13 protein-coding genes are annotated in these 13,136 nt (G+C 40.7%); 9 read left to right on the top strand and 4 right to left on the bottom strand.

Annotated features, from left to right (window positions below; translation table 11 throughout):
• Window positions 1–128 precede the first annotated feature (128 nt).
• The 4 genes from G4P69_RS25030 to G4P69_RS25015 all read left to right on the top strand — a co-directional run bounded on the left by G4P69_RS25030 (window position 129) and on the right by G4P69_RS25015 (window position 4,941).
• Entirely contained in the window at window positions 129–437 is a 309-nt protein-coding gene (locus G4P69_RS25030; protein WP_208341132.1) for a TIGR03792 family protein, read from the top strand.
• Between the two features lie 164 nt (window positions 438–601).
• Window positions 602–4,141 (top strand): HEAT repeat domain-containing protein, encoded by a 3,540-nt coding sequence (locus G4P69_RS25025; RefSeq protein ID WP_208341131.1) that lies wholly within the window; start codon window positions 602–604, stop codon window positions 4,139–4,141.
• Window positions 4,142–4,302: 161 nt separating this feature from the next.
• Entirely contained in the window at window positions 4,303–4,536 is a 234-nt protein-coding gene (locus G4P69_RS25020) for a hypothetical protein (RefSeq protein ID WP_208341130.1), read from the top strand.
• Window positions 4,537–4,542: 6 nt separating this feature from the next.
• Window positions 4,543–4,941: a type II toxin-antitoxin system VapC family toxin gene (locus G4P69_RS25015; protein WP_208341129.1), complete on the top strand. Its 399-nt coding sequence runs from the start codon at window positions 4,543–4,545 to the stop codon at window positions 4,939–4,941.
• A gap of 116 nt (window positions 4,942–5,057) precedes the next feature.
• Here G4P69_RS25015 and G4P69_RS25010 read toward each other — a convergent pair whose 3' ends face one another.
• Window positions 5,058–5,321: a DUF4351 domain-containing protein gene (locus G4P69_RS25010; RefSeq protein ID WP_208341128.1), complete on the bottom strand. Its 264-nt coding sequence runs from the start codon at window positions 5,319–5,321 to the stop codon at window positions 5,058–5,060.
• Window positions 5,322–5,415: 94 nt separating this feature from the next.
• Entirely contained in the window at window positions 5,416–6,270 is an 855-nt protein-coding gene (locus G4P69_RS25005) for an Rpn family recombination-promoting nuclease/putative transposase (protein ID WP_208341127.1), read from the bottom strand.
• Between the two features lie 262 nt (window positions 6,271–6,532).
• On the opposite strand from G4P69_RS25005, the gene G4P69_RS25000 reads away from it, so the two are divergent.
• A complete protein-coding gene (locus G4P69_RS25000; protein ID WP_208341126.1) occupies window positions 6,533–6,904 on the top strand; it encodes a zinc ribbon domain-containing protein in 372 nt (123 codons plus the stop codon).
• A gap of 116 nt (window positions 6,905–7,020) precedes the next feature.
• Here the strand turns inward: G4P69_RS25000 and nblS are convergent, their stop codons facing one another.
• Both nblS and purD read right to left on the bottom strand, forming a co-directional pair.
• Complete coding sequence (nblS, locus tag G4P69_RS24995) at window positions 7,021–8,919, bottom strand: two-component system sensor histidine kinase NblS (protein WP_208341125.1); 1,899 nt, start codon at window positions 8,917–8,919, stop codon at window positions 7,021–7,023.
• Window positions 8,920–9,021: 102 nt separating this feature from the next.
• Complete coding sequence (gene purD, locus G4P69_RS24990; protein ID WP_208351987.1) at window positions 9,022–10,311, bottom strand: phosphoribosylamine--glycine ligase; 1,290 nt, start codon at window positions 10,309–10,311, stop codon at window positions 9,022–9,024.
• A 358-nt stretch (window positions 10,312–10,669) separates the two neighbouring features.
• Between purD and G4P69_RS24985 the strand changes: the two genes are divergently transcribed.
• The 4 genes from G4P69_RS24985 (at window position 10,670) to G4P69_RS24970 (ending at window position 13,078) form a co-directional block, all read left to right on the top strand.
• Window positions 10,670–11,620 (top strand): NAD-dependent epimerase/dehydratase family protein, encoded by a 951-nt coding sequence (locus G4P69_RS24985; RefSeq protein WP_208340112.1) that lies wholly within the window; start codon window positions 10,670–10,672, stop codon window positions 11,618–11,620.
• A 231-nt stretch (window positions 11,621–11,851) separates the two neighbouring features.
• The gene (locus tag G4P69_RS24980) at window positions 11,852–12,055 is read left to right on the top strand and encodes a hypothetical protein (protein WP_208340111.1); all 204 of its coding nucleotides are present in this window, start codon (window positions 11,852–11,854) and stop codon (window positions 12,053–12,055) included.
• 77 nt (window positions 12,056–12,132) lie between these two features.
• A complete protein-coding gene (locus tag G4P69_RS24975) occupies window positions 12,133–12,429 on the top strand; it encodes a hypothetical protein (protein ID WP_208340110.1) in 297 nt (98 codons plus the stop codon).
• 19 nt (window positions 12,430–12,448) lie between these two features.
• On the top strand, window positions 12,449–13,078 hold the full coding sequence (locus tag G4P69_RS24970) for a hypothetical protein (RefSeq protein ID WP_208340121.1): 630 nt from the start codon (window positions 12,449–12,451) through the stop codon (window positions 13,076–13,078).
• Window positions 13,079–13,136 lie beyond the last annotated feature (58 nt).

Below are 13,136 nucleotides of genomic sequence, written 5' to 3'. Positions count from 1 at the left end.
TATTTTTCCTATCACCTTTTTTAAATCAAGCCACCCTTGCTTTGAAATCTAGTCAATCAACTTATATTAGAAAGGGTTAATATTCTAGATTACAGCTCTATTCTGACAAACGTGCAGAGGGAGAAGGTGTGGTTATCGAACTCCTGAAGGTGAAAGTCCCGCCCAAACAACGAGAAGAATATATCCAAAAAGATGCTGAAATTTGGACAACAGCCCTTGCCAAGTATCCTGGATTCTTAGGGAAAGAAGTCTGGATCAATCCTGATGATGATACAGAAGTCATTTTAATAAATCGCTGGGCAACAGAGGAACAGTGGCAAGCCATACCTAAACTAGAAAGACAAGCGATAGAACAACGGTTTACCCAAGCAATGGGGAAAGCTTACCCAATTGTGCTCTCAGCTAAGTATCAAGTCAGGAAATATCTTCGCTCGTAGGGTTTATTGTAGTCAGGGAAGCTATCGCCCTTTACGCTCCCTCCTGGCGATAGCTTCGCTGCTGCGCGGAGCGCAGATCGCATTTATCTTGTTTACTTTTGCATTGCTGTACTACAGCTTTTGTTATACTCATCGTAGTCAAAAGCTGGGCAGGCGTATGTAGTATGGTAGACTTTTTAGCTGCTTGGGGAGTCAGTAGTGCTGTAGGGTTTTTATTCCAGCCCGTTATGGCAAAGTTTGCCGAAGATTTAGGAAAAGACGTATTAAAAGATATCTTTAAGGATGTGTTTAAAGGTATTGGTCATCAGGGTTTACAGCGGCTAAAAAAAGAAGAAATTGACATTGCTTTTGGCAAAGCACTTAAAGAATTTTTGTCCCTAGTAGAGCAGGAATTACAAGATGCTGATTTTCCAGATCAAAAGGTCAAAGAGTATATCCAGCCATTAAAAGTATTTCTTAATGATAAGAGGGTTAAAGAAATACTCGCGAACACCTTTAAACCTGAGTGCCAAGATCTAAACACAAAGCAATTAGAAGAGAGATGGTATGAACTTGACTTATTATCTCTACCAGATGGATTTAACTGGAAGCAGCTTGACAAGCGCTATGTTAAAAAGGTTAAAGCAATTATTGAGGAATCACCTAAGCTACGAGATATACGTGACTCCCAAAACCTTGACGATATTGCACTCAACACCAGAGAAACCGCAGGAATTATTCCAGAATTTGACTTAGAACAGTATCAGCAAGCGATTAAAGAACGATACGGCAATCTTAAATTAGATAGTTTAGATACGAGTGGTTATGCCTATAACGAATTGAAGTTATGGCGAATGTTTATAGCACAAAATGTGCGAGAAGTCCACGAATTATTACCACAAATTCACGAAATACCAAAAGAGCATCAAAGAAGACTGCGAGAAAGTAACCAACTAGAAGCAGAAATAGAACTAGAACAATTAGAGCGCTACAGACAAACTTATCGTGAACAGCCAATACGTTCAGTATTAGATATTGTAAATGACCAAGTCCGTTGTAAATATATAGTAATTTTAGGTGATCCGGGTTCCGGAAAGTCCACTTTATTGCAATACCTGGCGTTAAATTGGGCAGAAACTCCACTAAATAATGTTATCTCTCTACCAATCCCTTTGTTGATTGAGTTACGCACTTACATGCGGAGACGGGATAATAATGAGTGCAATAATTTTCTGGAATTTTTCCATAAATGCAGTGGTGTAGTACATCACCTCAATCAGAATAAACTGCATGAAAAGCTTAGAAATGGTAAAGCTTTGGTGATGTTTGATGGTTTAGATGAAGTATTCGATCCAGCAAAGCGAGAAGATATCATCACAGATATTCATCGCTTTACTAACGAGTACCCTAACGTACAAACCATCGTGACTTCTCGTGTATTTGGTTATAAACCGCAACGATTACGAGATGCTGAGTTTCGTCACTTTATGCTACAGGATTTAGAACCAGAGCAAATTCAAGATTTTATTAACCGTTGGCATGAGTTAACTTTTCAAACCCAAGCTGATAAAAATAGAAAAAAAGAACTTTTAAAAAAAGCAATTGAAACATCAAAAGCGATTGTAGAACTAGCAGGAAATCCTTTACTATTAACAATGATGGCGATTCTGAATCGTCACCAAGAATTGCCAAGAGATCGACCAGAACTTTACAACCAAGCGTCGCGGGTATTACTCCATCAATGGGATGTAGAACGAGCTTTAATAGAAGATGAACGACTAGATCCAAAAACTATTGATTACAAAGACAAACAAGCGATTTTGCGTCAAGTCGCTTACAAAATGCAAACCAGTGAAAAAGGTTTAGCAGGTAATTTGATCAGTGCAGTGGATTTAGAAAATACTCTTACCAATTCTCTAAAGGATTTAGAATTTGAGAAACCAAGAAGCGTAGCAAAAGTGATGATTCATCAGATGCGAACTCGCAATTTTATGTTATGTTTCTTAGGTGCAGATTACTATGCTTTCGTACATAGAACGTTCTTGGAATATTTCTGTGCTTGGGAATTTGTTTGGCAGTTTGAGAAAGAACAAAAAATTACATTAGATTACCTTAAAAGCGAAGTTTTTGGCAAACATTGGCAAGATGAAACTTGGCACGAGGTTTTGCACCTAATTGCAGGAATGATTGATGCCAAGTTTGTTGGTGAAATTTTGGATAACTTAATGGCGCAGAATGGGGAAGAGAAAAAATTTAGCAATATCTTTCTGGCAGCTAAGTGTCTTACAGAAGTGAGAAACCGTTCGGTAATTGGGTCAATAGCAAGTAAATTACTGAACCGGTTAAAAGAATTAACTAAATATGACCTTTGGTACTATTACGAACCTTACCGTGATGACGAAGAAACCAAGTTAGTTCAAGAAATTCGCACCCAAGCCGTTGCAGCAGTTGCAACAAGTTGGCAAGAATCTCCCGATACCCTCAGTTGGTTGAAATCTCTCGCTACCGACGATGATAACTGGGATGTGCGATATGCAGCAGTGCAAGAATTAGCACGGGGCTTCAAAGATGACCCTGACACCCTCACCTTTGTGAAATCTCGCGTTACCAACGATGATAACCGTGATGTACGATATGTGGCAGTGCAGGAATTAGCACGGCGCTTCAAAGATGACCCCGACACCCTCACCTTTTTGAAATCTCATGCTACCAACGAATATAACCGCGATGTACGATACGCAGCAGTGCGGGAATTAGCACAGGGCTTCAAAGATGACCCTGACACCGTCACCATCTTGAAATTTTGCGCTACGGACGATAATGACCGGAATGTGCGAACAGCAGCAGTGCAAGAATTAGCACGAGGCTTCAAAGATGATCCCGACACGCTCACTATCTTGAAATCTCGCACTACCGATGATACTCACCCTGGTGTGCGATATGCAGCAGTGCAAGAATTAGCACGGGGGTTCAAAAATGACCCCGACACCCTCAGGTGGTTGAAATCTCGCGTCACCGACGATGATAACTGGGTTGTGCGAAGTGCAGCAGTGCAAGAATTAGCACGGAGCTTCAAAAATGACCCCGACACCCTCACTATCTTGAAATCTCGTGCCACCAACGATGATAACTGGGATGTGCGAAGTACAGCAGTGCAAGAATTAGCACGGAGCTTCAAAAATGACCCCGACACCCTCAGGTGGTTGAAATCTCGCACCACCGATGATGATGACTCAGATGTGCGAACAGCAGCAGTACAAGAATTAGCACGGGGGTTCAAAAATGACCCCGACACCCTCACTATCTTGAAATCTCGCGCTACTGACGATGATGACTGGGTTGTGCGAAGAGCAGCAGTGCAAGAATTAGCACGGAGCTTCAAAAATGACCCCGACACCCTCACTATCTTGAAATCTCGCGCTACTGACGATGACGACAGGTTTGTGCGATATGCAGCAGTGCAAGAATTAGCACAGGGTTTCAAAGATGACCCTGCAACGTTTGATATCTTCTACAACTGCGCTATCAAAGATCCGTTTAGGTGTGAGGAATACAGGCAAGATAATCCTCGGCGGGTAGCACTTAAGGCAATTATCAAGCATTATTCTCACTATCCCCAAACTTTACCACTATTACGCGACAAAGCAGAGAATGATCCAGATGAACAAGTGCGGGTGTTTGCTAAGAAAAATTTGGCAAAATTAGAAAAGTACGGGGGAATGTAACTCGAATTAAAGATTTATGTGGATGTTTGATACAAAGTCAAGGGTGTAGAGTTCTCAACCCAGGAATTTAATTTCGTCTAACCATTTAATTTATCAAAACGATAATATATATAGTATTCCCATATCATTACAGCAAATCGAGAAATGCGAGGTTAATTGTCATGTTGAAGACAGTCGAAGGTGTTTACAAGGAGGGTAAAGTAATGCTATCAGAAGTGCCGTCAGGTATTGTGGAAAGCCCGGTAATTGTCACGTTTTTAGAAGCAAAATCGCCGGAAGTAACTCCTAAAAAAATGTATTTTGGCATGTTCGCTGATAATAATCAATCAACAGAGGAAGATTTGAAAACTGTAGAATTTCATGGTGATATTGATGACTGCTTAGATTGGTCATAGAACCTTATGAAGTATGTTGTTGATACCCACGCACTTATCTGGTTTTTAGAAGGTAATCTCAAATTAGGAAGTGATGCAAAAAATATTCTTTCCGCACCCACCAGTGAATTAATAATACCTGCTACCGCACTATCTGAGGCTGTTTGGATTGTTGAACGGGGACGAACATCAATCCCTTCTGCTGATACCTTACTTAAAGTAATAACAACAGACCCTCGTGCGGTTATCTATCCATTAGACACGAGTGTAATAGCAAGAACTATTACTTTGTCTCAAATTACAGAAATGCATGATAGACAAATCGTTGCAACCGCACTTTTTATAGAAAGTCGAGGAGACAAGGTCGCATTATTAACTTGCGACCAAAATATTACTGCATCGGGATTAGTAACTATTATTTGGTAATTTTTTTTTAGTCTCCAGAGCTAAACCTATCGCTTAATGCGGTTTAGTCAAGAGGAATGTCAGCATACGGAAATATTTAGCCCCCTTGCTAAAGGGCGTTTGACACTACATAAATCTTAATGCTTATCCTCCAGCCAAGCCTGCAAATCAGCTAAAGTCGTAAAATCTAAGAGTGCATCGCTCAAGTCTTCGAGCACAGACAACGGTAACCCAGAAATTCGCTGTTGCATTTCCTCAGAAAGTTGTTGATCAATCAGCTTATTCATTTGTCTAATAATTAGTTTAGCTGCCTCTAACTGTCGTCCTTCTTGAAATCCTTCTTCCTTAATCTCCTGGTAAATTCGCGTTTGTTGTAGTGTTATCTGTGTTATGTCTACCATAAACTATACATCTGCTGGACTCAATTGTGTAAAGATGTGAGAACAAAGAAATATTTAGTCTCCTTGCCAAAGCGCATTTGACACTACATAAATCTTAATGCTTATCCTCCAGCCAAGCCTGTAAATCAGCCAAGGTAGTAAAATCTAACAGTGCTTCGCTCAAGTCTTCGAGCACAGACAATGGTAAACCAGAAATTTGCTCTTGCATTTCCTCGGAAAGTTTTTGCCCAATCCGCTTACTTATCTGTCTAATAATTAGTTGAGCTGCCTCTAACTGTCGTCCTTCTTCTCTTCCTTCTTCCTTAATCTCTCGGTAAACTCGTGTTTCCTGTAATGTTATCCCTAGCATAGACTCTACCTCTGCTCGGCTCAATCCTTGAAATTTGTACACCATGATTGCCGTCAATATCTCTATTATGCCTCGACTGGAGCTGGATGGTACTTCTTGACGGGTTCTGCTTAACAAATACCTTGCTTCTTCTGGTGCTTTGCTTTCTTCTACAGTAGTTAGCACCATCAGTGCCACCCATAAAGGCAATTGGCGAATATCCCCCAATTCATCCAAATAGACCCGATGCAGTTGATCTCCATTGAGTAAGCTTCGATGAGGATGAATATCGCTTTGTTCGATACTGCGCGTTGGGTAAATTATTACTGCTTGCCAATCGCTAAATCTTGCCCGGTTCCGATAGAAATATAATGAGGACTCAGCAAATACCCTTTCATAAAGCTGTTGATCTTTCTGAAATTGAACCTCGCAGAAATAGACTACTCCTGCTCCTTCGTTTTCTGGTGGTAGAAATACCCCGTCAATCTCAAATTTCGGTTCTTTGACAGCTACGCAATCAAATCGGTAATCATTAGCATTTTCTGGACGCTCTGTCAAGAGTTCAAACAGTAGTGAAGGCGATTGTTGAAACAGTTTGTAAAATATTGAGTCTCGACGCATGAAGTATTTTCAGTAATTTCACTTTTACTTTCGTATAGGCATAGAGACTGCGGAGTTTTATAGTGCAGGATCTCAAAGCCATTTTTTTGCCACAACATCAGAATAGATCATATGTACTTTTTTTGCATAACATCTCGTTATATTTTTTGAAATCATACTTACAAAGGCTATAAAATCTCTTTCTTAAGAGTTAAGCAAAGAAATCTGTGAATAGTTTATCGGACAGTTAAAATAAGAAAAGTGACTTATTTCATTTCAAGCTTTGGACACTGCAACCTGCCCCCGCTGCCATCAACTCGTTAACGCTCAGGCTGTAACCTGTCCGTATTGTCGTACAGAGTTGAAGGCGTTCGGACATCCTGGTATCCCCCTACATCGTGCTAAAGGAGATGAGTATCTCTGCGACAGTTGCACCTACCACCTTGATGATACCTGCAACTTTCCGCAACGTCCCTACGCTAAAGAGTGTACCCTCTACCAAAATATCGAACAGAGCAAGTTAGAGTATGAACAACGGCGTTACGCCACTAGCTTTAGTTCAACTCTACAAAACTGGATCAGACGCAATCAAACTTTACTGTTATTATTGGCTTTATTATTAGTTTGTTTACTTATAGCTTTGTCAACAACATAGTAGGGTGTCAGTCAACAGTTATCAGTTATCAGTTATCAGAAAGAGCAGCAGTTATCTATTAACACCGCACCATAGACCTTTTTCGTTGATAACTGTTTACTGTTCACTGATAACTGTTAACATTCCTGATCAAACACAGTCAAGTCAAACCAAAAAGTTGTACCAACACTGACTTCACTCACGAGATGAACTTGACTATGATGTTTTTCAATGATATTTCTCACTATCGATAGTCCTAAGCCTGTACCTTCGAGAGTGTGGACTCGGTTTTCTACCCGAAAGAAGCGATCAAAAATGGCTTGTTGATCTTCGGGAGCAATGCCAATTCCAGTATCGGATATTTCAACTCGTACTTGAGGTGGGCGATTATTGCCTTCCTTAGCCTTCGCTTCTAACTGGTAGGCGCGCAGTGCAACTTTTCCTCCCGCTTGTGTAAATTTAAGGGCATTACCCACTAAATTACCCAATACTTGCAGCAATAAATCATAATGACCTACAACAAGCGGCAAATCTCGACTAACATCTCGAATAAGTTCAATCCCTTTATCTCTAGCATTCAGTTGATAAGTCCGCAACGTTTGATCGATCGCCTGTGCTAAATCCACACCATCAAAATTATAATTGCGACCAGATTCCAATTTTGACAAATCCAACACGTCGTTAACTAAACGCGTAAGCCTATCAGTTTCATGATTCACAGTAGCGAGAAATTCCTGTCTCTTCTCGCTACCGAGATCTTCACCGTACTCATGTAAAGTTTCGATAAAAGATTTTATATTAAATAGCGGAGTACGTAGTTCGTGGGAAACATTACTGATAAATTGGCTTTTAGCCTCGTTCAGTTCTACTTCACGAGTGATATCCTGCACCGTGAGCGCAACCCCTTTAATGCTCTCTCGTTGCTGATTGAGAACAGTCGTCAACAGAATGCGAATAGTTCGTTTAGTGGGTTGATTCAGGTGAATACGAAATTCAGCGCTTTCACTTTCTCCCGCAGCCATTTCGTACAAAGAACGGGTGATTTCCATTTGCACTGTTGGTGGTAATAGATGCAAAACATTCCCATTTAAATCAACCCCCTCCCAGCCGAAAATTCGCCGCGCTGTTGGATTGACCAAAATCACCTGCATGTTATTATCTATAAGCACTGCACCATCAGCAATGGTAGAAACAAGAGTTTCTAACTTGGCTTTTTCTGCTGTTAGTTCTTCAATATTTTGTTCTTCGTAACGCTCCAAGCGCTCTGCCATTTCATTAAAGTTGAGAATTAACTCTCCTAGTTCACCTCCTAGGGGTAAGTCAATTCGCTGCTTAAAATTTCCTGCAGCAATTTGCTTGACGCCAACCAGCAATTCTTTAATTGGTTTGGTAATGGTCAAAGCGTTAATCACCCCTGCCAAAATCACCATTACCCAAATTGTGATAAATACGGCAATAGTAACGTCACGGGTGAAATTTGTAGAAATGACGGCTGTTGGGTTGGGATTAATGCCGATCGCCAAAACCCCCAGGTATTTGTTATTACTAGTTAAAGGAACAAATACATCAGTGACTTCTCCATCAGGGGTTCGGTGTTGTCGTACCATTGGCTTGTCTGCATCAGCAGCATAATCATCTGGTAGTTCTATCCTCCGCTCTATGGTGAGGGAGGTTTCCACCTCTGGCTCCCAAAAAGGAATACCGTAAAAAATATTCCCCTTTTCATCGGCATAAAGCATATAGCGCACGCTTGATGTGCTGCTATAAAAGCGCTGAGAAAACTGAGCAACTTCTTTGAGATTTTGGTCAGCAATTAAGGGAGCAACATTACCGGCAAGCAATAATCCTAGATCACGACCAAAGCGGGTGTCATTTAGACGTGCATCCTGTTGGATTGTATTGACTGCCCAGAATGTCAATCCACTCATCACCAACGATACCACTAAAGTTGCGACAGCCAAAAGTTTGGTCTGGAGGGTAAACTCCGACCACCAGTTTGCGATTACTTCTCGAATTGTTTTTAAAAGAGCCAGCATTTTAGTAAAAAGTTGCCGTAGCGGTGGTCGTTCGCCTTAAATACAACTTTAAGTGAAAGTATCTAGTGTACCAAATTGTTAACTCTTGGTTGTGAAAAAGAATCACGAACCATGTCCCACATGCCTCACCCGATGACCGATATCTCGACGATAATACATTCCCTCAAATTGAATACATCTTATCCCAGCATAGGCACTCGCTTTCGCTTCTTCAAAATTTTCTCCAACCCCAGTCACGCTTAATACTCGACCCCCATCTGTTACGACTTTTTCTTGGTTCAACTTGGTTCCCGCCTGAAATACAATAGCCCCCAAGGCTTCTGCCTGCTTAATTCCAGTGATCACCTTTCCTTTCTCATATTCTCTTGGATAACCCCCAGCAGCAGCCACAACAGTAGCCGCTACTCCCCTTTTCCAAGCAATGGGTGGCATTTCTCCTAAACGCTGCTCTACACAAGCCAACATTAACTCTTCTAGAGGTGTTTCTAACAAAGGTAGAATGACTTGTGTTTCGGGATCTCCGAAGCGACAGTTAAATTCCAAAACTTTGAAATCTCCTGATGGGCTAATCATTAACCCAGCGTAGAGTATACCCCGGTAGTCAATACCTTTTGCTTTTAAAGTGGCGATCGCTCTTTCCAAAACTTCTTTTTGAACTCTCTCCATAATAGCAGGTGTAGCAATGGGTGCTGGAGCATAAGCGCCCATTCCACCAGTATTTTCCCCCGTATCGCCCTCACCAATCCGCTTATGATCCTGAGCTGGTAACAAAGAACGAACTGTTAACCCGTCGCACAAAGCTAAAACAGAAACCTCTTGACCAGTCAAATATTCTTCAATAACAACAAACTTCCCTGCGCTGCCAAATTGACCTTCAAAAATAGCATCAATTGCTGCGTGCGCCTCAGCCACCGTTTCAGCAACCGTTACACCCTTCCCAGCCGCCAAACCATCAGCCTTAACAACAATTGGTGATCCCTGAGCTTTCACATAAGATTTTGCTGAAGACGCGTCATTAAACACCGCCGCTTGCGCTGTAGGAATTCCCGCTTCTTGCATCAAGGCTTTTGACCATGCTTTACTTGCCTCAATTTGGGCTCCTGCTTTGGTGGGACCAAAAACCATGATATTTTTGCTTTGGAGATAGTCTGTGATTCCTTTTGCCAATGGTACTTCTGGTCCCACTACCACAAGATTTACACCCTCTGCTTGAGCAAATTCGGCAATACCATTAAAATCATCAATTGTCAACCGTAAATTGTCGCACTTGTCCATGCTTGCTGTACCTCCATTTCCAGGTACACACACGACTTGCGCAATTTGTTTTGATTCCAATAATTTCCACACTAAGGCGTGTTCTCGCCCACCATTACCTACAACTAAAACTTTCACTTGTTTGCTCATGAGTCATTGCGAAGCGAGAATAGCATATTTTTTGGGGGATGGGGCAATGGGCATGGGGCATGGGGCATGGGGCAATGGGCAGAGGGAGCAGGGGGAGCAGTAAGAATAGGGTTTCGGAAGGAGTGTCTGGTTTAAGATTTCTAGTTGTTGAAAAGTATAAAATACATTTTATTTGTTCAGTATAAGCACCCGAATATTATAATTGTTTTTTTATTGATCGGTATTTTCCATTCTTTTTAGTTAAGAAAATTATTGTTAAAAAGTAATTGTAAAGTATTAGCGGATACCCGATTGTAAAGATTAACCTTTGAGTTTTGAGCTTAAAATAATAAAAAAATTAGAAATCATGAGTAAAATTATCGTTACCGGAGCCGCAGGGTTTATTGGTTCTCATCTTGTAGAAACGTTGTTGAAGGAGGGAAACCAAGTTATCGGAATTGATGACTTCACCGATTATTACGATCCCATTTTAAAGCGCAAGAACATAGCACACCTGCACCCATTACCAAACTTTGAACTCATTGAAGGGGATGTTCGGTTTTTAGATTGGCATAAACTACTCACTTCAGTTGAAGTCGTTTACCATCAGGCAGCACAAGCAGGAGTGCGCGCCAGTTGGGGAAAAGGTTTCCACGCTTACACAGAACATAATATTAACGCTACACAAGTTGTGCTGGAAGCAGCAAAGGAAGCTAAACACCTCAAAAGGTTCGTATTTGCCTCTACATCGAGCGTATACGGTGACGCTGAAACCTTACCAACTCATGAAAATATTTGTCCCAAGCCTGTTTCTCCTTATGGCATCACCAAACTCGCAGCCGAACAGTTGTGTTTGTTGTATTACAAAAACTTTGGAGTGCCTTTTGTGTCGTTGCGCTATTTTAGCGTTTATGGTCCAAGACAGCGACCAGATATGGCATTTCATAAGTTTTTTAAATCGGTTTTACAAGATGAAGGGATTCCAATCTATGGTGATGGTCTGCAAACGAGGGACTTTACGTTTGTTAGTGACGTAGTAGCAGGGAATTTAGCAGCAGCTAGGACACCACAAGCTGTAGGCGAAATCTTCAATATAGGTGGCGGCAGCAGGACAGTTTTAACACAAGTTTTGGATACAATGGAAGAAATTGTTGGGCAACCAATAAAAAGGAACTATATTGACAAAGCTATGGGAGATGCTCGACACACTGCTGCCGATGTATCCAAAGCACGAGAGATTTTAGGTTATGCGCCGCAAATTTCTCTCAAGGAAGGTTTAACTCAAGAATGGTACTGGGTTAAGTCATTATACAGCTGAGCTTTTCGTTCCTAAAGTACAAAAACCAATTAAAATTCAAAGTTCAGTAATACTACTATGGTGATCGTAGTTTTCACAACTTTAGAATAGTCAGCGTAGTAGAGATGATTGTGAAAGCGTGGTACTTTTTTAGAAAATACCACGCGAAGAGGAAAATAGTCTGATTTATAGTCTCAAACGATTACTCTAAATGAGTACAGTGAAAATACTGGCTTTTCTTCAGGTGGATCTGTGGGAATCCAGTATTTTCACTTGTGCGGATGGGATGGGAAGCTTTTAATAAGGAAGAAAAATAAAAACGAGATTATTCCTTCAATCGTGGAAGCACAAGGGATAGTACAAACACCTGATGGTCAAATCTATTTTGTGGCTAATGCAAACCATGCTACCCCATCATCTCAACCAACGGCTTCTCCTTGTCCTAGTCAAAAATAGGGGTTAGCGGACGACACCCAAGAAAAATATGCGTCATGATTGACAGATGTAGGGCAATTAAAACAGGAGAAGATCTGATGCAATCAGCGTTACGGATTGAGACAAAAATTTTACCGGGCAACAAGATTGAAATTAATCTGCCTGCGCATGCTACATTAACTTCTGTGGGACAAACCATTGAGGTGATTGTCCTGCTACCAGAGCAAAAATCTACTCTAAAAGGGCAATCGATTTTGCACCTTCTTGAAGAAATCCACGAGCAGCGTCCTGTTGGTAGAAGTGTAGAAGAAATTAATAGAAACTTACAGTCAGAAAGAGATTCGTGGGACACGAAAGCGCGATCGCATTACTCAACTCTGGTGTACTCCTCCTGAACTTTTGTTGAAAAAATCTATGGCTTATAGTGATTTTACAACAGTTAACAAAGCAACAAAAGCTTTTAATTTAGAAATAATCGAACAAGGGCTATTCTTTTTGCAAGAAGCTCCGCCTATTCAACCAAGTCATCTGCTATCAGAGATTTTAACTGAGAATTTACCTTTAGCGATCGCTACAGGCACTGAAAAAGCACGTTCAGAATTATTAATCAGCCCTATATTAGTAGAACTGCGCAGAAACTTTCAAAGAAAAATTAGTTTATTTTCAGGAGAAAGTTTTGATGTAGATCCAAGTCTTGGTTTAAATGGAGTTTGTGATTTTTTAGTAGGAGGTAGTCCAGTACAATCAGAAATTGAGGAACCTGTCTTAGTAATAGTGGAAGCAAAGAAAGGTGATTTAAAAACAGGATTGGGTCAATGTATTGCTGAAATGGTTGCTGCACAGATATTTAATGAATCAAGTAATATAAATGCGATTTATGGAGTAGTAACTACGGGTACTTTATGGAGATTTCTCTCTCTTAAAAAGAAGGAAGTTTTTATAGATTTGGTAGAGTATCCTTTACCTCCTGTTGATAAGATTTTAGGTATTTTGACTATTATTTTGAATTCTTTTAAACTCGTGGATAACAACACAGTCGACTAGTTTGATATCATGTGCAGTTGAACGCTTATTTCGACTGTTTCGTGTGTTTCGAGTATGT

Source organism: Aetokthonos hydrillicola CCALA 1050 (assembly GCF_017591665.1).
GTDB classification, from domain to species: domain Bacteria; phylum Cyanobacteriota; class Cyanobacteriia; order Cyanobacteriales; family Nostocaceae; genus Aetokthonos; species Aetokthonos hydrillicola.
The sequence above is the reverse complement of the archived record's forward strand: the minus strand, read 5'-3'. Positions and strand labels throughout refer to the sequence as shown.

Excerpts from the sequence above, each read along its gene's own strand:
- G4P69_RS25025 (WP_208341131.1), top strand. The coding sequence starts at position 602 with ATGGTAGACTTTTTAGCTGCTTGGGGAGTCAGTAGTGCTGTAGGGTTT.
- G4P69_RS25020 (WP_208341130.1), top strand. The coding sequence starts at position 4,303 with ATGTTGAAGACAGTCGAAGGTGTTTACAAGGAGGGTAAAGTAATGCTA.
- G4P69_RS25015 (WP_208341129.1), top strand. The coding sequence starts at position 4,543 with ATGAAGTATGTTGTTGATACCCACGCACTTATCTGGTTTTTAGAAGGT.
- G4P69_RS25010 (WP_208341128.1), bottom strand. The coding sequence starts at position 5,321 with ATGGTAGACATAACACAGATAACACTACAACAAACGCGAATTTACCAG.
- G4P69_RS25005 (WP_208341127.1), bottom strand. The coding sequence starts at position 6,270 with ATGCGTCGAGACTCAATATTTTACAAACTGTTTCAACAATCGCCTTCA.
- nblS (WP_208341125.1), bottom strand. The coding sequence starts at position 8,919 with ATGCTGGCTCTTTTAAAAACAATTCGAGAAGTAATCGCAAACTGGTGG.
- G4P69_RS24985 (WP_208340112.1), top strand. The coding sequence starts at position 10,670 with ATGAGTAAAATTATCGTTACCGGAGCCGCAGGGTTTATTGGTTCTCAT.
- G4P69_RS24975 (WP_208340110.1), top strand. The coding sequence starts at position 12,133 with ATGCAATCAGCGTTACGGATTGAGACAAAAATTTTACCGGGCAACAAG.
- G4P69_RS24970 (WP_208340121.1), top strand. The coding sequence starts at position 12,449 with ATGGCTTATAGTGATTTTACAACAGTTAACAAAGCAACAAAAGCTTTT.